The organism is Nocardia sp. MDA0666 (assembly GCF_003023875.1).
GTDB lineage: Bacteria > Actinomycetota > Actinomycetes > Mycobacteriales > Mycobacteriaceae > Nocardia > Nocardia aobensis.
The window spans coordinates 79569-102237 of the sequence record NZ_PYHT01000015.1 but is presented as its reverse complement, the minus strand read 5'-3'; the positions used below and the strand labels follow the sequence as shown (position 1 = coordinate 102237).

25 protein-coding genes and 1 riboswitch are annotated in these 22669 nt (G+C 69.6%); of the genes, 8 read left to right on the top strand and 17 right to left on the bottom strand.

The genetic code is table 11. The features are described from left to right. Positions 1-308: 308 nt before the first annotated feature. Genes C8258_RS21035 through C8258_RS33695 form a run of 3 tightly spaced genes read right to left on the bottom strand, consistent with a single transcriptional unit; the run spans position 309 to position 1542 of the window. The gene (locus C8258_RS21035) at positions 309-1199 is read right to left on the bottom strand and encodes a phosphatidylinositol mannoside acyltransferase (protein WP_106956671.1); all 891 of its coding nucleotides are present in this window, start codon (positions 1197-1199) and stop codon (positions 309-311) included. Then, positions 1196-1327 carry a hypothetical protein gene (locus C8258_RS33520; protein ID WP_255420435.1) on the bottom strand — a complete coding sequence of 44 codons (132 nt, stop codon included), beginning with the start codon at positions 1325-1327 and terminating at the stop codon, positions 1196-1198. The genes C8258_RS21035 and C8258_RS33520 overlap by 4 nt, the downstream gene beginning before the upstream one ends. Next, positions 1324-1542: a DUF5994 family protein gene (locus C8258_RS33695; protein WP_369974789.1), complete on the bottom strand. Its 219-nt coding sequence runs from the start codon at positions 1540-1542 to the stop codon at positions 1324-1326. Before C8258_RS33695 ends, C8258_RS33520 begins: the two co-directional genes overlap by 4 nt. Positions 1543-1713: 171 nt before the next feature. On the opposite strand from C8258_RS33695, the gene C8258_RS33690 reads away from it, so the two are divergent. Then, the gene (locus tag C8258_RS33690; RefSeq protein WP_369974788.1) at positions 1714-2031 is read left to right on the top strand and encodes a hypothetical protein; all 318 of its coding nucleotides are present in this window, start codon (positions 1714-1716) and stop codon (positions 2029-2031) included. 181 nt (positions 2032-2212) lie between these two features. On the opposite strand, the gene C8258_RS21025 is transcribed toward C8258_RS33690, so the two are convergent. The 8 genes from C8258_RS21025 to C8258_RS20990 form a co-directional block, all read right to left on the bottom strand. Further along, entirely contained in the window at positions 2213-2944 is a 732-nt protein-coding gene (locus tag C8258_RS21025) for a cobalt-precorrin-6A reductase (RefSeq protein WP_106956670.1), read from the bottom strand. Between the two features lie 19 nt (positions 2945-2963). Beyond that, a complete protein-coding gene (locus tag C8258_RS21020) occupies positions 2964-3572 on the bottom strand; it encodes a hypothetical protein (protein WP_106956669.1) in 609 nt (202 codons plus the stop codon). A 272-nt stretch (positions 3573-3844) separates the two neighbouring features. Continuing rightward, positions 3845-5425 (bottom strand): precorrin-2 C(20)-methyltransferase, encoded by a 1581-nt coding sequence (locus C8258_RS21015; protein WP_106956668.1) that lies wholly within the window; start codon positions 5423-5425, stop codon positions 3845-3847. After that, complete coding sequence (locus C8258_RS21010) at positions 5422-6057, bottom strand: precorrin-8X methylmutase (RefSeq protein ID WP_106956667.1); 636 nt, start codon at positions 6055-6057, stop codon at positions 5422-5424. The genes C8258_RS21015 and C8258_RS21010 overlap by 4 nt, the downstream gene beginning before the upstream one ends. A gap of 93 nt (positions 6058-6150) precedes the next feature. Next, positions 6151-6720, bottom strand: coding sequence for a hypothetical protein (locus C8258_RS21005; protein ID WP_106956666.1), 570 nt, complete (start codon positions 6718-6720; stop codon positions 6151-6153). Positions 6721-6873: 153 nt separating this feature from the next. Beyond that, entirely contained in the window at positions 6874-8067 is a 1194-nt protein-coding gene (gene cobG / locus C8258_RS21000; RefSeq protein WP_106956665.1) for a precorrin-3B synthase, read from the bottom strand. A gap of 64 nt (positions 8068-8131) precedes the next feature. Next, a complete protein-coding gene (locus tag C8258_RS32925; protein ID WP_199195790.1) occupies positions 8132-8461 on the bottom strand; it encodes a hypothetical protein in 330 nt (109 codons plus the stop codon). A gap of 4 nt (positions 8462-8465) precedes the next feature. Next, on the bottom strand, positions 8466-8720 hold the full coding sequence (locus C8258_RS20990) for a hypothetical protein (RefSeq protein WP_146161291.1): 255 nt from the start codon (positions 8718-8720) through the stop codon (positions 8466-8468). A gap of 108 nt (positions 8721-8828) precedes the next feature. Further along, positions 8829-8936: riboswitch (cobalamin riboswitch) on the top strand. 28 nt (positions 8937-8964) lie between these two features. Here C8258_RS20990 and cobN point away from each other — a divergent pair. Both cobN and C8258_RS20980 read left to right on the top strand, forming a co-directional pair. Continuing rightward, positions 8965-12588: a cobaltochelatase subunit CobN gene (cobN, locus tag C8258_RS20985; RefSeq protein ID WP_106956663.1), complete on the top strand. Its 3624-nt coding sequence runs from the start codon at positions 8965-8967 to the stop codon at positions 12586-12588. 94 nt (positions 12589-12682) lie between these two features. Beyond that, positions 12683-13072 (top strand): PPOX class F420-dependent oxidoreductase, encoded by a 390-nt coding sequence (locus C8258_RS20980; protein WP_106956662.1) that lies wholly within the window; start codon positions 12683-12685, stop codon positions 13070-13072. A gap of 11 nt (positions 13073-13083) precedes the next feature. Here the strand turns inward: C8258_RS20980 and C8258_RS20975 are convergent, their stop codons facing one another. Together C8258_RS20975 and map are read right to left on the bottom strand one after the other, a co-directional pair. Beyond that, a complete protein-coding gene (locus C8258_RS20975) occupies positions 13084-13470 on the bottom strand; it encodes a PPOX class F420-dependent oxidoreductase (protein ID WP_106956661.1) in 387 nt (128 codons plus the stop codon). Between the two features lie 113 nt (positions 13471-13583). After that, positions 13584-14351 carry a type I methionyl aminopeptidase gene (map, locus tag C8258_RS20970; protein WP_106956660.1) on the bottom strand — a complete coding sequence of 256 codons (768 nt, stop codon included), beginning with the start codon at positions 14349-14351 and terminating at the stop codon, positions 13584-13586. Between the two features lie 77 nt (positions 14352-14428). Between map and C8258_RS20965 the strand changes: the two genes are divergently transcribed. Continuing rightward, positions 14429-14692 (top strand): helix-turn-helix domain-containing protein, encoded by a 264-nt coding sequence (locus C8258_RS20965; RefSeq protein ID WP_039778318.1) that lies wholly within the window; start codon positions 14429-14431, stop codon positions 14690-14692. 9 nt (positions 14693-14701) lie between these two features. Here the strand turns inward: C8258_RS20965 and C8258_RS20960 are convergent, their stop codons facing one another. Continuing rightward, positions 14702-15349 (bottom strand): TetR/AcrR family transcriptional regulator, encoded by a 648-nt coding sequence (locus tag C8258_RS20960; RefSeq protein WP_158271289.1) that lies wholly within the window; start codon positions 15347-15349, stop codon positions 14702-14704. Between the two features lie 96 nt (positions 15350-15445). Between C8258_RS20960 and C8258_RS20955 the strand changes: the two genes are divergently transcribed. Beyond that, complete coding sequence (locus C8258_RS20955) at positions 15446-15952, top strand: nitroreductase/quinone reductase family protein (protein WP_106956658.1); 507 nt, start codon at positions 15446-15448, stop codon at positions 15950-15952. A 4-nt stretch (positions 15953-15956) separates the two neighbouring features. On the opposite strand, the gene C8258_RS20950 is transcribed toward C8258_RS20955, so the two are convergent. Together C8258_RS20950 and C8258_RS20945 are read right to left on the bottom strand one after the other, a co-directional pair. Further along, positions 15957-17342 (bottom strand): metallopeptidase TldD-related protein, encoded by a 1386-nt coding sequence (locus tag C8258_RS20950; RefSeq protein WP_106956727.1) that lies wholly within the window; start codon positions 17340-17342, stop codon positions 15957-15959. A 121-nt stretch (positions 17343-17463) separates the two neighbouring features. Continuing rightward, the gene (locus C8258_RS20945) at positions 17464-18987 is read right to left on the bottom strand and encodes a TldD/PmbA family protein (RefSeq protein WP_233225228.1); all 1524 of its coding nucleotides are present in this window, start codon (positions 18985-18987) and stop codon (positions 17464-17466) included. Between the two features lie 206 nt (positions 18988-19193). Here C8258_RS20945 and C8258_RS20940 point away from each other — a divergent pair, with 206 nt between their 5' ends. Then, on the top strand, positions 19194-19847 hold the full coding sequence (locus C8258_RS20940; protein ID WP_083870789.1) for a TetR/AcrR family transcriptional regulator: 654 nt from the start codon (positions 19194-19196) through the stop codon (positions 19845-19847). 7 nt (positions 19848-19854) lie between these two features. Here the strand turns inward: C8258_RS20940 and C8258_RS20935 are convergent, their stop codons facing one another. Further along, positions 19855-20622, bottom strand: coding sequence for a TSUP family transporter (locus C8258_RS20935; protein WP_106956657.1), 768 nt, complete (start codon positions 20620-20622; stop codon positions 19855-19857). Between the two features lie 81 nt (positions 20623-20703). Between C8258_RS20935 and C8258_RS20930 the strand changes: the two genes are divergently transcribed. After that, a complete protein-coding gene (locus tag C8258_RS20930; protein WP_106956656.1) occupies positions 20704-21924 on the top strand; it encodes a sensor histidine kinase in 1221 nt (406 codons plus the stop codon). 31 nt (positions 21925-21955) lie between these two features. After that, entirely contained in the window at positions 21956-22615 is a 660-nt protein-coding gene (locus C8258_RS20925) for a response regulator transcription factor (RefSeq protein ID WP_036501594.1), read from the top strand. Positions 22616-22669: the final 54 nt, after the last annotated feature.

Below are 22669 nucleotides of genomic sequence, written 5' to 3'. Positions count from 1 at the left end.
TCTGGCATTGCGCCGCCTCCCTGCAGTACGAAGACCGGAACCAGGAAGCCATCTGGTCGGCCAATGTCGACGGCACCGCGAACGTGCTGAGGCCGGCCGAGGTACTGGGCGGGCCCGCGTTGGTTTTGATCTGGATTGGGGCCATCGACGGTCGATGTGTTCGGGTTGCGGAGCGTTCGGCCCCCGGTGTAGGAAACCGCAGGTCATCGGCCTGCGGTTTCTTTGTTGTCTGGCATTGCGCGCACGTGTGCTTGTGGTCGAGGCATCCAGGGGACGTTGATGCTCCTGCGATTCGGGCAGACGGGAGATCAACGCGCTTGCGCGTGGATGGGCTGGTCAGCCGTCCACAGTGGTTGGAGCATGTGCCAGTCGGCGGGGTGGGCGGCGATTCCGGCGGCGAACCGGTCGGCCAGAGCCTGCGTGGTCTGCTGTACTCCGCCGGTGGTGCCGATCGGTGCGCCGACGTGAAATCCCCAGCCGGTCGGAGTGAACCAGCAATGTACCGGCAGCAGCGGTGCGCCGATGTCGATCGCCAGCCGGGCCGGACCGGCGGGCATGCGTGCCGGTTCACCGAAGAAGCTGACCGGCACTCCGGCGCCGGTCAAATCGCGTTCACCGAGCAGCCCGACTGTCCGTCCCTCGCGCAGGCGCGCGGTCAGCAGCTCGAACGGTGGGGCAGCGCCACCGGTGAGCGGGACGATCTCGAAACCCAAACGTTCACGGAACCGGACGAAGCGCCGGAACAGTGATTCCGGCCGCAGTCGCTCGGCGACGACAGTGGGTGAACCTACCCGTTGCACCAGCCAGATCCCTGCCACCTCCCAGTTGCCGCTGTGCGGCAACGCCAGCACCGCGCCGTGTCCGCGGGCGAGCGCCTCGTGGATATGTTCGAGGCCGGTGGCCGAGGAGTCGACGGTCTCGGCCAGCCGCATCGGATCCATCGATGGCAACCGGAAAGTTTCGCACCAGTAGCGTGCGTAGGAGCGCATGCTCGCGCGCACGAGGTCGTCCGGCACCCGCGAGGGGGTAGTGCCCAGCACTCTGGCCAGGTTGCGCCGTAGCTGAACCGGACCACCGTCTCTGGTCGCACGATCGGCCGCGAGACCGAACAGGCCCAGCGCCCACTGCTGCGGCAGGGTACGTACCAACTGCCAACCGGCCGCGTAGCCGAGATCGAGTGCGCGACCCTTCAAGGTCAACGCTGGTCCTCGGAGCTCCATCGGCGTACCGCCTCCGCTCGTGTGGTGCGATCTCGTCGTTCTGCCGGGCTGATCATCAGCAGTTCCTCCACGGTGGAGACGTTGCCGGTGGGGGATGCGGCGGTCATCGCGGCGAAGGCCTGATGGTCGTCGGTAAAGGGTGGGTCACCAGGATAACCAGTCGACGGTCGCGAGTGCCCAGCATATCGATCGTGTTGACGGTGCCGTTGCGGTGGCCTTCGAGACGGACAACCAACCCCTCGATGACCAGATCGCTGGGCGCGCTCGTCCACTCACCGAGGCGGTAGGTGACCCGGCGGCCTCGGCCGAGCCGACCTGTCACGGTGGCCGGCAGCGCGGGCAGTTCGATCCGATTCTGGGTGTGTTGTCGTTGCCGCCGTTAACGCCGCAGTGGAGGCGATCGAAATATCGAGCGACAGTGAGGCCATCGGGAGACGGGAAACGAATGAACAGGACGACAGTTGTCGCGACACGCGCCATTGTTGCCGCAGCCGTGGTGTCAGGTTTCGCGGCACTGCTCGGCCCCGGTGTGGCCGACGCTGCGCCGCAGGACTGTGCGGTATCGCGGGATCTATTCGGTGCGTCGGCGACGTGTCACGACGACGGCCCCGCTGGTCGGGAGTACGCGCTGATCGTCGAGTGTTTCGGTCTGCACGGCATCCCCGGCGCGTTTCCGCTCATGGCCGTCGGCCCCTACGAGGGGTCGTGGAATGGTTCCTTCGGCCCGTCCGGCCAGGGCACGGCCTCGTGCCTGGGCCCGATGAGCGTGGGGACGACGACGAACGCTTACGTGAAGATCTATCGGGAGTGATCTCGGCACCCGCGGTCCACACGACGGACAACATCATCAGGCGACGACCCGATCCGCTCTGCGGAGCAAATCGATTGGGGGAGTGAGAGATCCGTACAGGGGCGACGGAGTCACGCATTAATTGAGCGGCCTTTCGGAGGCTGCCTCATCGCCACCTTCACGGGCGGCACGGACGACGGTGTCAGCGCGCGTTCAGCCATTCCCACGCCGCCGCAACCGATTCCGCGCACTCGACGCCTTCGGGCACCGGTGGCCGATCGACGACCACGACCGGAATGCCGCACCGACGGGCAGCGGTCAGCTTGGCCGCGGTGAGGTCGCCGCCGCTGTCCTTGGTCACCATCGCGGAGATGCGATGCTCGCGCAGCAGATCGACCTCCTGTGCCACGGTGAACGGGCCACGGGCGAGAAGCAGAAGATGCTGCGGCGGAACGGGTCCGGTGGGCGGATCGATGGCCCGGATGAGAAACCACGGCTCACCGAGCTCGGCGAAGGAACCCACGCCCTGGCGGCCGATGGTGAGGAAGACGCGGTCGAATGCGGTCACGGTGCGGGCGGCCGCGGCCAGATCCGGCACCCGCGACCACCGGTCACCGGGTTGTTCGGACCAGCCTGGCCGGCGTAGGTGCACGATCGGCACCCCGTCCGCTCGTGCCGCGGCGGCCGCATGCGAGGAGATGGTGCCGGCGAAGGGATGGGTGGCGTCGACGACCGCGTCGATCGCATTGTCCGCCAGCCATTTCCGTAGCCCCTCGGTGCCGCCGAAGCCGCCGATGCGCACCGCGCCGGCAGGCAGGACGGGTTCGCGCACCCGGCCGGCGAGCGAGGAGACGATGTCGAATCCTCGCTCGCCGGAGGCGATATCGGCGAGCTGCCGGGCTTCCCGGGTGCCGCCGAGAATCAGAACCTTCAGTGTCGCAGCACTTCCGGTGTCAGTTACCGCTGAAGTAGGCGAAGGCCGAGTCGATCAGCGGCTGGCCGCCCGCGACCAGCAGGCCGATCACACCGCCCAGAACCGCGCCCGGAATCGAGCCGACGCCGATGAAGATCAGCCCGACCAGGAACCCGATCACCGCGCCGACCGCGGCGCCCAGCGAGGCGTGCTGCAGCTCGGAGAAGAACCAGTCCTGACCGGAGATGTTCTTCACCGACGAGATCGGCTGCCCCTGCGGGGTCAGCGTCAGGCTGGTGCCGTCCTCGTTCACCGCGGCGGCGACGGTTGTGCCGTTGGGCCCCTTGGCCGAGAGCGGGTAGCTCATCACCACGGCGCCCTTGTCGTTGGTCAGGGTGACCGCCGACTTGTCCGAGGCGAGGGCGAACTTGCCACCCGTCACCGTGGTGACGATCTTGTTGCCCATATCGGCGAGTTCGGTGGTGTAGCCGACACCCTGGTCCGTGCCGTGCACGGCCGGGCTCTGCTGGGTCTGAACCTGGCTCGGCGCCGGCGCGGGCGCGGCAGGCTCGGCGTAAGCGGTACCGTAGGCGATGCTCGTCGCCGCGATGGCGATCAGCGAGGTGCCGACAATGTTGGTGAATCTCATCTATTTCCCATCGGATCGATCACCCGACATAACGATCGGATTATGCTAACCCGAAACATTTCCGCAGGTCAGCCGGTTGCCGCCTGTGGGAATCGGATCAGAATCGTTACTTTACCGTCACTTTGGCGATCCAGGTACTCCAGCCGCTGGGAGTTGTCGAACGCCTTGCGCTGAAACCCGCGCCCGAAGCTCCCCGCGTCGCTGGAGACGAACGGCAGGTCCGCGCGTTCGTCTGCGCTCGGCGTTCGCGGCGGCCGTGTCCGGCTGCCGTCCTACCGGTCGGCCGCGACCGACGCCGTGTTGTCCCGTACTGCCTGCCCGTACCGCCGTGAGGTGAAAACCCGTGTCCCCTGCGGGGTTTCGACGGTGGCGGTGGTGGATGCGCCGATGATGAGCAGCGTGCGCATGTCGACCTCGTCCGGGTTCAGCTCGGCGAGGGTCGTCACGCGCACCGATTCGGTCGGCCCACCGACGTCGCGGCCGAGGACGACCGGGGTGTCCGGGCCGCGGTGTTCGAGGACGAGCTCGCGCAGTGCGCCCACCTGCCACCGTCGCTGGGTGGAGGCCGGGTTGTAGATCGCGATCGCCATATCGGCGGCGGCGACCGCCGAAATGCGTTGTGCCACGGTCTCCCACGGTTTGAGGCGGTCCGAGAGCGAGATCATCGCGAAATCGTGGCCGAGGGGCGCGCCGATGCGGGCGGCGACGGCACTGGCCGCGGTGACGCCGGGCAGTACCCGCACGGGCACGTCACGCCATTGCGGATCCGCGGATTCCTCGACGACCGCGGCGGCCATCGCGAAAACACCGGGATCGCCGGAGGACACGACAACCACGCGGGCTCCGGACTTCGCCAGATCCAAGGCCATGGCGGCGCGTTCGGATTCGACCCGGTTGTCGCTGAGATGGCGGCGCTGCCCCGGGCGGACGGGCACCCGATTCACGTAGGTGGTGTAGCCGACGATGTCGGTCGCCGCCGCGAGGGCGCGGGTGACCTCGGGCGTGGTCCACTGCGGGGAGCCGGGTCCCAGTCCCACGACCACGACCTCGCCCACCTCGGGAGCGGGGGAGGCGGGCGAATCCTCCTGGGCCGCAGCGGGTTCGGTGGTGGTGAACGGTATTTCGGTGGTCGGGGCAGGTCCGGGTACCACGGTGATGGCGAAATACGGCACGTCGGCGTCGGAGACGTCGGCGGCGCGCAGGATCCGCTGCCGCCCAGTGCTGGCGCGTTCCACGTAGTAGGCGTCGTCGAGGCGACCGGCCTTCGACAGCGCTTGCCGCACACCGGGATAGGTGCGGCCGAGTTTCATGATCGCCGCGGCGTCGGCGTCGGCGAGGCGTTCGGCGAGCTGATCCGGCGTCATGGTCCCGGGCAGCACCGTCAGCACCTGCTCACCCTCCACCAACGGTGTGCCGAGCGCGGCCGAGGCGGCACTGACCGAGGTGATGCCCGGGATGATCTCCGCGGGGAACCGGTCGGCCAGGCGCCGATGCATATGCATGTACGAGCTGTAGAACAGTGGATCGCCGGCCGCCAGCAGCGCGACGGTGCGGCCGGCGGCCAGATGGCCGGCCAGCAGGTCGGCGGCGCGTTCGTAGAATTCATCGATCGCGCCCTGATAGCCGCCCGGATGGTCGGTGGTCTCGGTGGTCACCGGATAGACGAGATGTTCCTCCAGCTGGCCGGGCCGCATATACGGCGCCGCGATCGAGCGCGAGATGCTGCGACCGTGGCGGGCGCTGTGGAAGGCGATGACATCGGCCGATTCGATGATGCGGGCCGCCTTCACCGTCACCAACTCCGGGTCGCCGGGGCCGAGACCCACACCCCACAGCTTTCCGGGCGCGCTCATTCCTGCTCACTCGCGATCGCGTTGAGGGCGGCGGCGGTGATGGCGCTGCCGCCGCGCCGGCCGTGCACGGTGAGGTATTCGACGTCGCCGTATTCGGCCAGGGCCTGTTTGGATTCGGCGGCGCCGACGAAGCCCACCGGGATTCCCAGCACCGCGGCGGGGCGGGGCGCGCCCGCGTCGAGCATGTCCAGCAGATGGAACAGCGCGGTCGGGGCGTTGCCGATCGCGACCACGGCACCGTCGAGCCGATCACGCCACAGTTCCAGTGCCGCAGCCGATCTCGTATTGCCCATTTGCTGTGCGAGCTGCGGTACGCGCGGATCGGCGAGCAGGCACAGCACGTCGTTGCCGGCGGGCAGTCGTTTGCGGGTGACGCCGGAGGCGACCATGGTGGCGTCGCACAGGATCGGCGCGCCGCCGCGCAGGGCGGTGCGGGCCGCCGCCACGACCTGCGGGGTGTGGGAGATATCGGTGGTCAGATCGACCTGTCCGCACGCGTGGATCATGCGCACCACCACCTGCGCGACATCGGCCGGGAACCGCGCCAGATCGGCTTCGGCCCGGATCGTCGCGAACGAGCGCCGATAGATCTCGGCCCCGTCGGTGAGGTAGCTGGTACGCACATCGGACATGGGCATCACCCTAGCGGTGGGAATCCGGGCCCCGAGCGGCACCGTGGGCGAGGCACCGCCCGGTCCGCTACCTCGGGCGCCCGGCCCGCGACCTCAGAACGGCAGCCGGGCCCGCCACGGCGATTCGGCAGGATCGTGCAGGGGATTGGCGAAGACGAGGTAGCGGAACAGGGCCAGCGCCCCGGTGAGCAGTAGCACCGCTAGCGGGACTTCGGCGAGCGCGGCCGTCGCGATCGACACCCGGATGTCGTCGGGTCCGGCGGTCGTCGTGTCGAACCAGGCGTCGGCGAGCAGCAGCACTCCGGTGCCGAAGGCGGGCAGGATGAGCAGTGCCCGGCGCCGCCAGCCGAGATAGGCGGTGGTCGTCATCATCACCACCAGCAGAATGTCGAATCCGATCCACACGAGGGACCAGTTGTTCGCGCTGTACTCCGGCGGCAGCGTGAGTCCGAGATAGACCAGCCACGGGATCATCGCGACCGAGCCGCCGACCATCAGCGACAACCGCAGCCCGCGCGCCACGCGCACACGGCGGGGATTCGGCCGTACCCGGTCCGGCCGCAGGCGCGCGACCAGTTCGAGCCGCTGGGCGAGCGAAAGCTCCTCGATCTGCGCATCGGAGAGCAGGGCGGCGGTGGACGGCTGTGGGGCGGACGGGTCCATCGATTCAGTGTGCGCGAACCCCAGGGACGAGGTGTAGCGAGTCGCCGCGAATCGGAGGGAGTTCGTCCCGATGATCGCACCCTCGGCCGGGGAGGCCGGACTGCGGATGGCCGTGGCCGAAGGTGCGCAGTCGGAGTCGCGGCGGTGTGAGTCTCAGCGATCCGCGCGGGGCCCGGTGATGCGATAACCGCCGGCTTCGGCGACCACCTCGGTCACCGGCCCGGCCGGACGTCCGCATTGCCGATCGCACCCGGACCAGTGCTGTCGCCCGGCGACGACCACCTGATCGGCCGCGACGCCGGACAGGTCCGGGGCCGGGGCGCCGACCGGCAGCACCCGCCCGGAGGCGACGGCGTCGGCGGCATCGGCTCGCACGTCGGTGAGTGATTTCGCGCAGCCCGGCCGCCCGGCGCATGCGGTCACCGCCAGCCACGGTGAGTTCGCGTCGAAGATCAGGCTCATCGGTGCCAGCACCCGCACCACCTGCTCGGCCGTCCACTCGTCCATATCGGCTATGACCAGACTGCGCCAGGGGGTGATCAGAATCGGATGTTCCACCGCCGCGACGAATTCCGCGGTCCGGGCCGGGAGCGCGCCGAGGGGCACCGCCGCCCCGAGCGCGACCCGGTCGTCGGCCTGGGTGAGCCAGCCGATCGGAATATCGTGGCGGGCAACGAAATCCATCGGTTCGGCGATCGGTTCCAGAGCCAGTTCGGTCAGGATCCGAGCCGGGCCGTCGGCGACCTCGTGCAGCCGCCACTGTTCGCCGCGCACCCGCTGGAAGCTCTGTGCGGCGGCCAGCATCGTGTCCACCGCCTGGTCCGCGCCGATGCGCGCGCCCGAATCGCGCCCGGCCAGAACCAGCGCGAACTCGGCCTCATCGGTGGCGTGGACGCCGATATCGCCGCCGAGACCACTGATGTCGCCGCGGCCGTCGTCGAGGGTGAACAGCACGCGCCCGGGCAGCGCGGCCAATTCCGGGGCCGCCCGCAGCCCCGCGTCGAGTTGCGCGGCCAGCGGATGCACATCACTCCAGCCGCCCGACCGGCCCGACAGCGGCGAGGCCACGATGTTGCGCACCCGCTCGTGGCTGGGCGCCGGCAGCAGATCGGCGTGCTCGAGCCGCTCGGCCAGTGCCGCGGCGTCGTGCATCTGCCGCAACTGCACATTGCCGCGCGAGGTCAGTTCGATGCTGCCGTTGCCGAGCTCGCCGGCCGCCGCGGCCAGCGCGCGCAGTTGGTCGGGGGTGACCGCGCCGCCGGGCAGCCGGATCCGGGCCAGCGGACCGTCGGCGGCCTGATGCAGGCGCAGGACACCGGGGCAGGAGTCGGGAGCGGAGCGCGTCATGATGTCCCCAGCCTACGAGCCGGGCGTGCCCGGAATGCGGCCGGTGCGTCCGAGGCCGGGCTGGTCAGTGACCGCGGCGCAGGCGCAGCCGGTGACGCGCGGCGTGCGGCGCGTGGGACGGTTCGAGTGTGGCGCCCGGCCAGGAGGAATCCCACAGCACGCTCGGGCCGGTGTGGTGGGCGGTCCGGTCGTAATAGGCGGTCGCGCCGAACAGGCTGATACCGCCGACGAAGGCGCCGGCGCAGACAGCGCCCGCGACGAGGGCCCAGCCGAGATGTCCGCTGCCGGCGGCGGTCAGCCCCATCGCCAGGGTGCCGAAGCCGATCAGAACGCAGAAGTAGCTGGTCCAGGCGACCATACGGTTGCGCCGCACCCAAGGCGGGGTGGCGGGCATGGGATCACCGATCCTTCGGGGTATCCCTGTCCCGGGCGCTGATCACGGCCTTCCACAGCTGATCGTCGACGTAACTGTCCGACAACAGGTGTGGGTTGTCGTGGCGCTCGTGGTGGTCGCGGCGGACCGTGGACTCGAAGACCAGCAGCCCGAAGATCGCGACCGCCGCGCAGGCGCCGGCGGCGACGAGCAACAGCCCGCCGTGGCCGCCCGCCGCAGCGGCCAGAGCCATTGCCAGCAATGCAACAGCAATCATCATGCATGTAATTCCCGACCAGGCGGCAAAGCGGTTCCGCCTGCTCCATCCCGGTGTGTTCGGCATATTCACAGCGTACGCCGCGGAGTCGGATCGGAAAATACCGGTCACAGCAGTGCGATAGCATCCGGAGGCTCGCCGATACGAGGAAAGCCGGTGCAATTCCGGTGCGGTCGCGCCACTGTGACAGTCAGACCCTCCGGGCGGGCGGCCGTATCCATCATGGGCGCGTCACCCGAGGAGAACCGTGATCCTGCTGCTGTCCACATCCGACACAGATCTGCTGTCCGCGCGCGCGAGCGGCGCCGAGTACCGGCTCGCCAACCCGGCCCGGTTGCTGGTGGAGGATCTGCCCGGACTGCTCGACGGCGCCGATCTGATCGTGGTCCGCATTCTGGGCGGCCGCCGCGCCTGGGAGGACGGCCTGGACGCGCTGCGCGCCAGCGGGATTCCGCTGGTCGCCCTGGGCGGCGAGATGGCGCCCGATGCCGAGCTGATGGAGTGCTCGACGGTCCCGGGTGGAGTCGCAGCGGACGCGCACAACTATCTCGCCGCGGGCGGGCCCGGCAATCTGCTGCAGCTGCGCAACTTCCTGTCCGACACGGTGCTGCTGACCGGTCACGGCTTCGAGCCGCCGGTCCAGCTGCCCTCCTGGGGTGAACTCGACCGGGCCCCGGAGGTGTTGTCCGGCAACGATTCCCGCCTCGCCGCCGCGCCGACGGTGGCCGTGCTGTACTACCGCGCCCAGCACCTGGCCGGGAATACGGCCTACGTCGAGTCGCTGTGCCGCGCGCTGGAACAGGCCGGCGCCCGCCCGCTGCCGCTGTACTGCGCGTCGCTGCGCAATGCCGAACCGGACCTGCTCGACACGCTGCGCCGCGCCGACGCGCTGGTGGTGACCGTGCTGGCCGCGGGCGGCACCAAACCCGCGACCGCCGCCGCCGGCGGCGACGACGAGGCCTGGGATATCGGCGCGCTCGCCGACCTGGATGTGCCGATCCTGCAGGGCCTGTGCCTGACCAGCGGCCGGGACCAGTGGGCGGACAACGACGACGGGCTCTCGCCACTGGACGTCGCCACCCAGGTCGCGGTCCCGGAATTCGACGGGCGGATCATCACGGTGCCGTTCTCGTTCAAGGAGTTCGACGCCGACGGTCTGTCCACCTATGTGCCCGACCCGGAGCGGGCGGCGCGGGTCGCGGGCATCGCGGTGCGCCACGCGCGGCTGCGGCATCTGCCCGTGGCACAGCGGCGGATCGCGCTGATGCTGTCGGCGTATCCCACCAAGCATGCCCGCATCGGCAATGCCGTCGGGCTGGACACCCCCGCGAGTGCGATCCGGCTGCTGACCGAGATGCGTACGGCCGGTTACGATCTCGGCGCGGCAGGTGAGGTGCCGGGGCTTGAGGAGCGCGACGGCGACGCGCTCATCCACGCGTTGATCGCCGCCGGTGGCCAGGATCAGGACTGGCTCAGTGCGGAACAGTTGGAGGGCAACCCGATTCGCATCGGCGCCCGGCAGTACTCGGCCTGGTTCGATACCCTGCCCGAGGAGCTGCGCACCGCGGTCGTGGCGGCGTGGGGGCCGCCGCCGGGCGAGTTGTTCGTCGACCGCTCCGCCGATCCGGACGGCGAAATCGTCATCGCCGCACTGCGTTTCGGAAACATCGTGCTGCTGGTGCAGCCGCCGCGCGGCTTCGGCGAGAATCCGGTCGCGATCTACCACGATCCGGATCTGCCGCCCAGCCACCACTATCTGGCGGTGTACCGGTGGCTGTCCGCGGCGGCCGACGAGGGCGGGTTCGGCGCCGACGCGATGGTGCACCTGGGCAAACACGGCAATCTGGAATGGCTGCCGGGCAAGACGCTCGGCATGTCGGCGGCCTGCGGCACCGATGCCGCCCTCGGCGATCTGCCGCTGATCTATCCGTTCCTGGTCAACGATCCCGGCGAGGGCACCCAGGCCAAGCGCCGCGCCCACGCCACACTGGTCGACCATCTCATTCCGCCGATGGCGCGTGCGGAAACCTACGGCGATATCGCGCGCCTGGAACAACTGCTCGACGAGCACGCCAACATCTCGGCGCTGGATCCGGCCAAACTGCCCGCGATCCGCCAGCAGATCTGGACCCTGATGCGGGCCGCGAAGATGGACCACGACCTCGGGCTGGAAGAGCGGCCGGACGAGGACACCTTCGACGACATGCTGCTGCACGTCGACGGCTGGCTGTGCGAGATCAAGGACGTGCAGATCCGCGACGGCCTGCACATCCTGGGCCAGGCACCCGCCGGAGAGGGCGAACTGGATCTGGTGCTGGCCATGTTGCGCGCCCGCCAGCTGTGGGGCGGCGAGGTCGCGGTGCCGGGGCTGCGCGAGGCGCTGGGGCTCGACGAATCCGGGGAGGAATCACGCGAGCGCGTCGACGTCGTCGAGCAGCGCGCCCGGCAGCTGCTGGCCGCACTGCAGGCGGCGGAGTGGTCGCCGGAGGCGGTCGGGGAGCTGGTGGCCCGCTACGAACCCGGTGCTCCGGACACTCTCGCCGCCGTCTTGCGTTTCGCCGCGACCGAGGTCGTGCCCCGGCTGCGGCAGACCGGAGTCGAGATCGAGCGGATTCTGCACGCCCTGAACGGCGGTTTCATCCCGGCCGGCCCGAGCGGCTCGCCGCTGCGCGGTCTGATCAACGTGTTGCCGACCGGGCGGAACTTCTATTCCGTGGATCCGAAGGCGGTGCCGTCGCGGCTGGCGTGGGAGACCGGGCAGGCGATGGCGGATTCGCTGCTGGAGCGCTACCGCGCCGACCACGGCGACTACCCACGCTCGGTCGGGCTCTCGGTGTGGGGCACCTCGGCCATGCGGACCGCCGGTGACGATATCGCCGAGGTGTTCGCGCTGCTGGGTGTGCGGCCGGTGTGGGACGAGGCGAGCCGCCGCGTCACCCGCCTGGAGGTGATCGACCTGGCCGAACTCGGCCGCCCGCGCATCGACGTCACCGTCCGGATCTCCGGCTTCTTCCGCGACGCGTTCCCGCACGTGCTGGCGCTGCTCGACGACGCGGTCCGGCTGGTCGCCGAGCTGGACGAACCGGCGGAGTCGAATTACGTTCGCGCGCATACCGATTCGGATCTGGCCGAGCACGGTGACCGGCGTCGTGCCACCACCCGGATCTTCGGCTCCAAACCCGGCACCTACGGCGCCGGCCTGCTGCAGCTGATCGACTCCAAGAGCTGGCGCACCGACGACGACCTGGCCCAGGTGTACACCACCTGGGGCGGCTACGCCTACGGCCGTGGTCTGGACGGCGCGCCTGCCGCCGACGATATGCGCGCCGCCTACCGGCGCATCGCGGTCGCGGCCAAGAACACCGACACCCGCGAGCACGACATCGCCGATTCCGACGACTACTTCCAGTACCACGGCGGTATGGTCGCCGCCGTCCGCGCGTTGACCGGCAAGAATCCCGAGGCCTACATCGGCGATTCGACGCGTCCCGACGCCGTGCGCACCCGCACCCTCTCCGAGGAGACCACCCGGGTGTTCCGCTCCCGCGTGGTCAATCCGCGCTGGCTGGAGGCGATGCGCCGCCACGGCTACAAGGGCGCGTTCGAGATGGCCGCGACGGTCGACTACCTGTTCGGCTACGACGCCACCACCAATGTCGTCGCCGACTGGATGTACGAAAAGCTCTCGGAGAGCTACGTATTCGACGATGTGAACCGCAAGTTCATGACGGAGTCGAATCCGTGGGCGCTGCACGGTATCGCCGAACGACTGCTCGAGGCTGCCGAACGCAAACTGTGGGAGACCCCGCAGCCGGAAACTCTGGACCGGCTGCGGCAGATCTACCTCGAAACCGAGGGCGAACTGGAGTAGCGCGACCGGGTGCGGCCGCTACGTCGGCGGGCGCACCGGATCCTGCGCCGCGCGGCGGATGTGCGAGGTGCGAGTTCGGCCCTACCGTGGGGATATGACCTGGAACGAACTCGCGCAGCAGAAGTACGTCCTGCTCACCACCTACAAGAAGGACGGCACGCCGGTCGCGGCCCCGGTCTGGGTGGCTCCCGACGGCGACCGGCTGGTGGTCTGGACCAATCCGAAGACCTGGAAGGTGAAGCGGCTGCGCCGCAACGCCGCGGTGACGGTCCAGGCCTGCGACGCCCGCGGCCGGACATCCGGATCGCCGGTGAGCGCGGGTACGGCGCGCATCCTCGATGCGGACGGGACCGAACGGGTCCGCGATCTCGTGGCCCACAAATACGGCGTGATCGGCACGGTGCTGATCCGCGGGCACAAGCTGATCTTCGGTAAGGATCGCTCGGTCGGACTGGCGATCACCGCCGAACCGGCGGGGGAGTAATCGCCGCCGAATCAGGCTGGTGCAGCGGTGATTTCGATGCCGATCGTGCCCTTGCGTCCGCGTCGCAGCACGCTGCCGGTCACGATCAGCCAGCCCATGATCGAGTACTTGCGCTTGATCAGCTGCCGGGTCCGGTCGCTGTCCTGCTCGTCGAGCACGCGGGCGGTGCCGCGCACGATCTCCCCGTGCGGCTTGCCGGATACGCTGCACGGCTGCAGGGTGACGTCCGGATTGCGCCGCACCCGCTTGACCTTCCACGCGGCGGTCTCGGTCCAGACGTACAACTTGGAATCGTCGAGCGCCGCCCACACCGGGGTCGCGACCGGCGTGCCGTCCTTCTTGTAGGTGGTGAGCAGAACGTAGTTCGCGGTACCCGCGGGCCCGAAAGGATTGTCCACGACTGCCGAGCCTAATCGGTCGAGCCCGGAGGCGGCAGCGGAGCGTCACCACGGAGGGCTCCCGGATCGGGCTCCGAACGACACTGCCCGATCGGTCGGGAGACCGACGTGAATCATGGCGTGTGCGTGAGGATTCGAGGACCGTCGTCGATGATGGCGACCGTATGTTCGGAATGTGCGGTGCGCGAGCCGTCGGCGGAGCGGATCGTCCACCCGTCCGGATCGGTGATGATGCGGTCGGTGGTGCGGGCGAACCAGGGTTCGATAGCGATGGTCAGGCCGGGGACGAGCCGCATGCCGCGCCCGGCGCGTCCGGCGTTGGGGATGTGGGGATCCTCGTGCATGGTGCGGCCGAGCCCGTGACCGCCGAATTCGGTGTTGACGGGGTAGCCGTGCCGTCGCGCGACCGCCGCGATGGCCGCGGAGATGTCGCCGAGCCGCCCACCCGGCTGCGCGACCTCGACGGCGGCGGCCAAGGCCTCCTCGGTGGCGGTGACCAGCCGGGCGTCCTCGGGATCGGCGGTGCCGACGATGGTGCTGACCGCGGCGTCGGCGACCCAGCCGTCGACCGAGACCGCCAGATCCATGGTCAGCACATCGCCGTCGCGCAGCCGGTAGTCGTAGGGCAGGCCGTGCAGGACCGCGTCGTTGACCGACAGGCAGACGGTGTTGCGGAACGGGCCGCGCCCGAACGAGGGCGCGTAGTCCCAGTAGCACGACACCGCTCCTCGTTCCCGGATGCGCCGGCGCACATGCTTTTCCAGATCGAGCAGGTTCACCCCGACCTCGGCTTTCTCCCGCAGCTCCGCGAGCACCTGGGCGACGAAGCGCCCGGCCACGCCCATCCGCTCGATCTCGGCGGCTGTCTTCAGTTCGACCACGAAACCTCCCTGGAATCGGTATTTATATACCGACTCTAACCGTAGCGGTATTTGAATACCAGCTCTATGCTGAGGGCATGGTTCGACTTCCGCTGACCCCGGCCCAGGTGGAGGCCGGTCGCCGCCTGGGTGCGCATCTGCGTGCGGTCCGAGGCGATAGAGACCCCGCGGAGATCGCCCGGGCGGCCGGCATCTCGCCGGAGACACTGCGCAAGATCGAATCCGGCCGGCTGCCCAGCCCGGCGTTCGGCACGGTCGTCGGACTCTCCGGTGCGCTGGGAATTCCGTTGCAGGAGTTGGCCGAGGTCTGGCAGTCCGCACGCCTGAGCGCCTCGGCCTGACGGTCCCGATCAGTTCTTCTCGGCGCGGAACAGGGGCAGGGCCGTGTCGGCGATCGCCTCCGGGGAGGGGAGTGCGGCGCGCGCCTCCGGCGGGCTCATTCGCGACTGGAGTGCCCGCTGATGTGCCGCGCCCACCACCAGCAGGGCCGCAGTGCGTGGCTCGGCGACGATGCGGTGGCGGGCGGAGAGGTGCCCGATCACCACATCCAGGGCGCGATGGGGGCCCAGATCGAAGTCGCGGCTGCGTTCGGAGTAGACCGCGCGCAATTCGGCATCGGATTCGATCGCCGCGATGACCGGTAGCGCGGCGCGGAAGAAGTCCTCCAGCACGATCACCAGGCGCACGAGATCGGTTCGCAGATCGGGCGATTCGGCCTCGTCCACCGAATGCGGGGGATCGGCGAGCATATCCTTCAGCGGTCGCAAATGATGCTGGATCACCGCTTGGAGCAGACCGGTGCGATCGCCGAAGTGATAGAAGATGCTCGATTCGGCGACCCCGGCGCGAGTGGCGATCTCCTTGGTGGTGAGCCGCGCGACCCCGGATGTCGTGAGGACTTCCTGTGCGGCGGCGATCACGGCCTCCCGCACCCCACTGCGCGGCCGCCCTCGGGTGCGTGCGGGCGGTTCGGTGGGCTCGGTGTGCTGGCGGGGCACCACATCTTCCTTCCGATCGGACGTGCTCTTGCAGTATGCCGCAACCCGTCGTATTTTCTGAGTAGGCACTCGAAAATACTGATCGGAGCTGTCGTCATGTCCACTTCCAGCACACCTCCCGCCACCGGCACCCCGGCCGTCGAGTCGGCGGGCCGCGGCCGGTTGCGCCTGCAGACGGCGGTCGACGCCGCCATGCGCGCGCTGCTGCGGTCGCCCTTGCATCGTCTGCTCAGCGCCAAATTGATGATCGTCACCGTGGTCGGCCGCAAAACCGGCCGCGTCTACCCGAATCCGGTCGGCTACGCCGAATCCGACGGCGCGCTGCTGGTCGGTACGGCGGCGGGCTGGCGGCGCAATCTGCGGGCGGGCGAACCGGTGCGGATCACCTGGCGCGGCCGGGAGCGGCTCGCGGACTGGGAGGTGATCTCCGGCGAAGACGAGATCGCCGAGCCCTACCGCATCATCCTCACCCAGAACCCGACGCACGGCCGCTTCGCTGGTATCGGCCTCGACGCCGACGGCAATGTCGAGCGAGAACAACTGCGCGCCGCGATCGGCCGCGGCACGGTGGTCGTGCGGCTGCGGCCGCGCTCGATGCGCTGAGCGCTCAGGTGGCCTGGCTGACCGAGGACATGTGGAAGTCGGGGATCCGCATCGGCGGCATGGCCGTGCGGGTGAACCAGTCCTTCCATTCGCGCGGCAGCGTGATCTCGGTGGCGCCGACCTCGGTGGCGCGGCGCAACAGATCCAGCGGGCTCTCGTTGAAGCGGAAGTTGTTGACCGCGGCGGTGACCGCGCCGTCCTCCACCAGATACACACCGTCGCGGGTCAGGCCCGTCTGCAACAGGGTGGCCGGATCGACCTCACGGATGTACCACAGGCAGGTCAGCAGCAGACCGCGCTCGGTGGTGGCGATCATCTGCTCGAGTGTGCGATCCGTCCCGCCGCTCAGCAGCAGATTCTCACCGGCCACCGTGACGGGAGCGTCGTACTGCGCGGCCACGGCGCGCGGATAGATCAGCGACTCGATCACTCCCTCGCGCAGCCAGTCGACGCGACCGGCCGACAGGCCGTTGTCGAAGATCGAGGACGTCTCCGACGAGGCCGCGGTCGCGACGAACGGCCGGTACTGCAATCCGGGGGCAGCCGGGTCCGAGTACAACGTCAGCGGCAGGTCGGTGAGCCGCTCGCCGACACGGGTACCGCCGGCCCGGGCGAATGCGGTGTGTCCCTCGTGGGCGCCGCGCCCGTCCATCGACCACAGCATCGGAATGAGCAGATCCGCCACCGCCGAGGGCGGCAGCAGGGTGGGGTAGCGGCCGGCCGGCAGTTCGACCCGGCGGGCGCACCAGTCCAGGCGCCGGCTCAGCTCGGCCAGCAGTGCGGTGACGCCGATATCGGTGAAGTCGGCGGTCGGCGCGCCCACCCAGGCGCTGGCCGGGTCGTTGTCGCCGCGTTTGCCGTTGATCTCGATGGATCCGGTGGGCTCGGTCCACCGGCGGCGGATGCCGGTCGACGTGCCCAGCCAGGTCGTGTGCAGCTGATGATGGGCGAAACCGTAGAGCCGGTCGGCGCCGGTGAATCCGACCGCGAGCTCACCGGCGAGTCCGGTGAACACCTCGATACCGGTTTCGCGCACCGGGCCTGACCAGTCCGAATCCGATTGCGCGCCCGCGTTTTCCGGGTCCAGCAGTGGCATCGCGTCGGCGGCGGGCTCGGCGGTGCGAGCCGCCTCCTCGGCGCTGCGCACCACCGCCTCGATCTCGGCGGGGTCTACGCTCGTGGAACCGACACTGCCCACCCGCGCCGAGCGCGGGCCCTCGCGCAGGATCGACACCACCGCCCAGGATCGGGACACCGACGACCCGTTGGTGGTCATGGAATTACCGGCCCAGCGCAGCGAGGCCTCCGACGCGTCGGTGACGATGACGATCGTCTCGTCCGCGCGTGCGACGGCCAGCGCCCGCTCCACGACCTCCCCGCCGTGCATCATCGTCACCGACCGGCCTCCCGTATTGTCTGCGAATTCCGAACCGTGACCGTTCACCCGGCCTCCTGTGTCATGCGGGACACCCGCACCCGGTCGGCAGGATGAGTGGCTGCGCGAGTGTTACTCACCCCGCCTCCTGGCGGGTGTTGAGGATGTTCACCCCACGCACCAGCACCGACGGGCACCCGTGCGACACCGCCGCGACCTGGCCGGGCTGGGCCTTACCGCAGTTGAACGCCCCGCCCAAGACCCAGGTCGATGGGCCGCCGACGGCTTCCATCGCGCCCCAGAAGTCGGTGGTGGTGGCCTGGTAGGCGACATCGCGCAGCTGTCCGGCCAGCTCTCCGTTGCGGATCCGGAAGAAGCGCTGCCCGGTGAACTGGAAGTTGTAGCGCTGCATGTCGATCGACCAGGACCGGTCACCGACGATGTAGATGCCGTCTTCGACGCGCGAGATCAGCTCGGCGGTGCTGGTATCGGTCTGCGGATCGGGCTGCAGCGACACGTTGGCCATGCGCTGAATCGGCACGTGGTGGGCGGAATCGGCGTAGGAGCAGCCGTTGGACCGGGGCACCCCGAGACGTGGCGCGAAGACCCGGTCGAGCTGATAGCCGACCAGGGTGCCGTCGCGCACCAGATCCCAGCGCTGCCCGGCCACACCCTCGTCGTCGTAACCGACCGTCGCCAGGCCGTGCTCCTGGGTCCGGTCGCCGGTGACGTGCATGATCGGGGTGCCGTAGCGCAGCGTCCCGAGCTTGTCGGGGGTGGCGAAGGAGGTTCCGGCGTAGGCCGATTCGTAGCCGATCGCGCGATCGTATTCGGTGGCGTGACCGATGGATTCGTGAATCGTCAGCCACAGATTGGTCGGATCGATCACCAGGTCGGTGGGACCCGGCGTCACCGAGGGCGCGGCGACCTTCTCGGCCAGCCACTGCGGTATCCGCGCCAATTCGTCGCCCCAGTCCCAGACTCCGTCGGCGCCGGTGACGTACTCCCAGCCGCGCCCGGCCGGGGCGGCGAGCGTTCGCATGGTCTCGAAACCACCCGTCGCCGCGTCGACGGTGATCGCCTCGAGTTGCGGATGCAGCCGCACCCGCTGCTGAGTGATCGTGGAACCCGCGGTGTCGGCGTAGTAGGTCTGCTCCTTGACCTGCAGCACCGAGGCCGTGACGTGATCGATGCCCGCGGCCGAGGACAGGCGCTGCGAATAGTCCTGCAGCAGCGCGACTTTCTCCGGCGTCGGCACGGTGAACGGGTCCACGTCGTAGGGCGAGACCCAGGTGGCGTCGCGGTATACCGGTTCGTCGGCGAGTTCGACCCGCTCGCGGTTGAGCGCCCGCACGGTGGCCGCGACCGTGACCGCGCGCTGAGCCACCGCCACGGCGGTCGCGGACGTCAGCTCGCAGTGCGAGGCGAAACCCCAGGTGCCGTCGACGATCACCCGGACCGCGAAGCCCAGGTCGACGGCGTTGTCGACGGATTCGACCCGGCCGTCGCGCAATCGGATCGATTGGGTCACCAGCCGGTGCACCCGCAGATCGGCGTGTTCGGCGCCGGCCGCGCGTGCCGCCGTCAGCGCCGCATCGGTCAGGGCGGCCAGCGGTAGCGCGCGGAACTGTTCGTCCACGGTCGCGGATGCGATGCTCACCCGGCCTACGCTAATTGCTGACCGCCGACCGGGCCAACAGATTCGCCGACGGGTGCGGCGAAACACTCCGGGCCCCAACGCGACACGCCGTGCAAGTTTGCAGATGATGCAAACATGCACGAAATGCGGTGTGGCACGGACTGAAACGCGCGCGAAACGCGCAGCCTGCCGCAGGTTGCGGCACCGATGGCGTACTGTCTGCCCGCGTGCCGCCATCCGCACTCCGTGACCGCAAGCGGGAACGCACCCGCCGCTCCCTCCTCGAGGCTGCCGCCGACCTGTTCGAATCGCGCGGCTACGAGGCGACCACCGTCGCCGATATCGCCGCGACCGCCGAGGTGGGTACCAGAACATTCTTCAACTACTTCGAGAGCAAAGAGGAACTGCTCTTCCCCGAACCCGACGAACGCGTGACCGCGGCGGTGGCCGCGATCGCGAGCCGCCGCAGTGACGAACGCCCCGTCGAGGTGCTGCTGCGCGCGCTGCGCGCCGCCGGCGACAACCCCGGTGACCACCTCGGCGACGATCTCGCGGCCCGGATCGCGGTGTTGCGCGCCCAGGTCTCGCGCACCGTTCCCGCCGTGAGCGGCCGGGCCGCGCACGCCCAGCTGGCCGCGCAGCAGGAGATCGCGCGGCGGCTGCGCGACGCGTTCCCCGACGAATTGGACGAGGTCGGCGCGGCCGCGCTGGTCGGCGCCGTCGTCGGCGCGGTGTCGGGCGCGCTGACCGTACTGTTCTCCGGCCGCCACGCGATCGAGGACGGGGAGCGACTGCATCGCACCATTCGCGAGACCACGTCGCGGGTGCTGGCGCCCTGGCTCTCGGCCGGGCGGCATCTGACCGCGGAGGCGCGCTGCTGAGCGCGGCTCAGCCGAACTGCTGCCAGCCGAGGCGGATGACCATCGCGGTCACCACGATCAGCAGCACCGCGCGCACGAACCCGGCGCCGCGGGCGAGCGCCATCCGCGAACCCACCAAGGCCCCCGCGATATTCGCCACCGCCATGCCCAGGCCCACCGACCAGATGATGTGCCCGGTGGCGCCGAGCAGAATCAGCGCGCCGAGATTGGAACCGCAGTTGATCACCTTCGCCATGGCCGCGGCGCGCACGAACTCGGTGCCCAGCAGGGTGGCGAAGGAGATGATCAGGAAGGTGCCGGTGCCGGGACCGACCAGCCCGTCGTAACCGCCGATCAATCCGGCCGACAGGCCCACCACCAGGATCGTGCGGCGCCGGGTCGGCGGGTGGGTGGCCATCGTCACCCCGATCGAGGGCCGCGTCGCCACCACGATCGCGACACCGATCAGCACTGCCATCACGATCGGGATGAAATAGCGCCGGTCGATCAGCGCCACCGCGGCCGAACCGGCGGCCGCCGCGCACGCCGCGATCACCGCACCCGACAGCATCAGCGGCCGGTTCATCGGCACCCGGCGCGCGAAAGTCAGGGCGGCGGCGCTGGTTCCGGCGAATGCGGCGATCTTGTTCGTGCCCAGGGCGGTCTGCGGGGCCAGCGTCGGCGCCACCAGCAGCAGGGTCGGCAGAATGATCAGCCCGCCGCCGCCCACCACGGCGTCCACCCACCCCGCGACCGTGGCCGCGGGCAGCAGCACCGCCCAATCAGCCACATCCACGTCGGCGACACAATCAGAGTTCGCGACGTGCGGCAAATCGTGGCGCCCGATACTGCGGTGGCGGCCACCTAGGCTGAGCGGGTGCGCCGATTCAGTCTATGGCTCCGTGGCAAACCCATGGTCGCCGATTCCATCCTCGCGGCCGCACTGGTGCTGTTCGATCTGCTCACGCTCGGCGGCAAGGATCACGCGATCGTCTATCTGATCCTGGGGCTGCTCGTACCGGTGCCGGTGATCTGGCGGCGCAGCTACCCGCGGGCCAGCGCGGTCGCGCTGCTGGTGTTGTCGATCACGACCAGCGCGGTGAGCGTTGTGCTGCACGAGGATCTGCAGCCGCCGGCGCTGCTGGCGGTCGGCGTGGCGCTCTACACGCTCGTCGCGTATGTGGGCCGGCGCGAAGGTCTGCTGTATCTGGTCGGCCTCGCGGTGGACGGGGCGTTCTCGCTGGCCGTGGTCGACCAGTCGGTGCCGATCGTCATCGGCTTCCTGATCATGTTCTATGCGCTGTGCTGGACCCTCGCGGAATTCCTCGGCGCCCGCCACGCCTATGACGCCGAGGTGGCGGCCCGGCTCGCCGTCGCCGACTACGACCGCGAACGCAGCGCCCACGACGCGGTCTCGACCGAACGCACCCGCATCGCCCGCGAACTCCACGATGTGGTCGCGCACGCGGTCAGCGTCATCATCGTGCAGGCCGACGGGGCGAAATACGCCCTGCGCCGCGACCCCGAGATCGCCGAACAGGCATTGGCCACCATCGCCGCCACCGGCCGCGAGGCGCTGCGCGAACTGCGCCGCACCGTGGAACTGCTGCGCACCGAACACGCCCCGGAACAGCTGCCGCAGCACGGCACCGCCGGGCTGGCGAAGGTGGTGGAGATGATGCGCAACGCCGGACTCGCCGTGGAATTGGAACTCACCGGAGAACTCGACGACGTCGCGCCCGAGGTGAGCCTCGGCATGCACCGCATCGTGCAGGAATCGCTGACCAACACCTTCCGCCACGCCGGCCCCGACCCGCAGGCCTGGGTCCGGGTGCGCCGGCGCGACGCGGACGTGCTGGTCGAAGTCCTCGACCGCGGCGATGCCGGACCGGCCGCGACCGGGTCCACCGTGGCGGCGAAGGCGCCCGGCGTGGACGACACCGCACTGCGCAACGGCATCGCCGGCAGCGGTCTCGGGCTGGTCGGGATGCGGGAGCGGATCGCGGTGCTCGGCGGCACCCTCGAGGTGGGACGACGCCCCGAGGGCGGCTGGCGCGTCTGCGCCACCATTCCCCTGCAGCGCGAACTACCCGACTGACCGGGGGAGGAGTCCCGGTTAGATTGGTGCGGTGCCGATCACCGTACTCGTCGTCGACGACCAGGAACTCATGCGCGCCGGACTCAAGATGGTGCTGGGCGCGCACCCGGACGTCGACGTCGTCGCCGAGGCCGACAACGGCGCGACCGCCGTGCGCCTGGCCGGTGAACTGGCCCCCGACGTGGTACTGATGGATGTGCGGATGCCCGTGGTCGACGGCGTCGCCGCGACCGCCCAGATCCTCGAATCCGGATGCGGCAGCCGGGTTCTGGTGATGACCACCTTCGACCTCGACGAACACGCGCTCGGCGCGCTGCGCGCCGGAGCCAGTGGTTTCCTGCTCAAGGACACCCCGCCCGAGGATCTGATCTCCGCGATCCGCAGCGTCGCTGCGGGCGACGCCGTGGTCTCGCCGAAGGTGACCAAACGGCTGCTGAACCGGTTGATCGCCGCCGACCCCGCCCGCGTGCGCGACCCGTCGGTGCTCGACGTGCTCACCGCGCGCGAACGCGAGGTGCTCGAACAGATCGCCGCCGGGCGCTCCAACGCCGAGATCGCCGCCGAACTGTATCTGTCGGAGGCCACGGTGAAGACGCACGTCGGCCGGGTGCTGACCAAACTGGGACTGCGCGACCGGGTGCAGGCGGTCGTGCTGGCCTATGAAACCGGGCTGGTCACACCGGGTACCTGACCCAGGTCTGGGGCGATATGCCCGGATCGGGAGAAAATCGGGATCGTCGCGCGT

What these genes read in the sequence shown, in the direction of transcription:
- C8258_RS33520 (WP_255420435.1), bottom strand. Translation starts at nt 1,327, where the DNA reads ATGACCGCCGCATCCCCCACCGGCAACGTCTCCACCGTGGAGGAACTG.
- C8258_RS21020 (WP_106956669.1), bottom strand. Translation starts at nt 3,572, where the DNA reads ATGAGATTCACCAACATTGTCGGCACCTCGCTGATCGCCATCGCGGCG.
- C8258_RS21015 (WP_106956668.1), bottom strand. Translation starts at nt 5,425, where the DNA reads ATGAGCGCGCCCGGAAAGCTGTGGGGTGTGGGTCTCGGCCCCGGCGAC.
- C8258_RS21010 (WP_106956667.1), bottom strand. Translation starts at nt 6,057, where the DNA reads ATGTCCGATGTGCGTACCAGCTACCTCACCGACGGGGCCGAGATCTAT.
- C8258_RS21005 (WP_106956666.1), bottom strand. Translation starts at nt 6,720, where the DNA reads ATGGACCCGTCCGCCCCACAGCCGTCCACCGCCGCCCTGCTCTCCGAT.
- cobG (WP_106956665.1), bottom strand. Translation starts at nt 8,067, where the DNA reads ATGACGCGCTCCGCTCCCGACTCCTGCCCCGGTGTCCTGCGCCTGCAT.
- C8258_RS32925 (WP_199195790.1), bottom strand. Translation starts at nt 8,461, where the DNA reads ATGCCCGCCACCCCGCCTTGGGTGCGGCGCAACCGTATGGTCGCCTGG.
- C8258_RS20990 (WP_146161291.1), bottom strand. Translation starts at nt 8,720, where the DNA reads ATGATGATTGCTGTTGCATTGCTGGCAATGGCTCTGGCCGCTGCGGCG.
- C8258_RS20980 (WP_106956662.1), top strand. Translation starts at nt 12,683, where the DNA reads ATGACCTGGAACGAACTCGCGCAGCAGAAGTACGTCCTGCTCACCACC.
- C8258_RS20965 (WP_039778318.1), top strand. Translation starts at nt 14,429, where the DNA reads ATGGTTCGACTTCCGCTGACCCCGGCCCAGGTGGAGGCCGGTCGCCGC.
- C8258_RS20955 (WP_106956658.1), top strand. Translation starts at nt 15,446, where the DNA reads ATGTCCACTTCCAGCACACCTCCCGCCACCGGCACCCCGGCCGTCGAG.
- C8258_RS20950 (WP_106956727.1), bottom strand. Translation starts at nt 17,342, where the DNA reads ATGATGCACGGCGGGGAGGTCGTGGAGCGGGCGCTGGCCGTCGCACGC.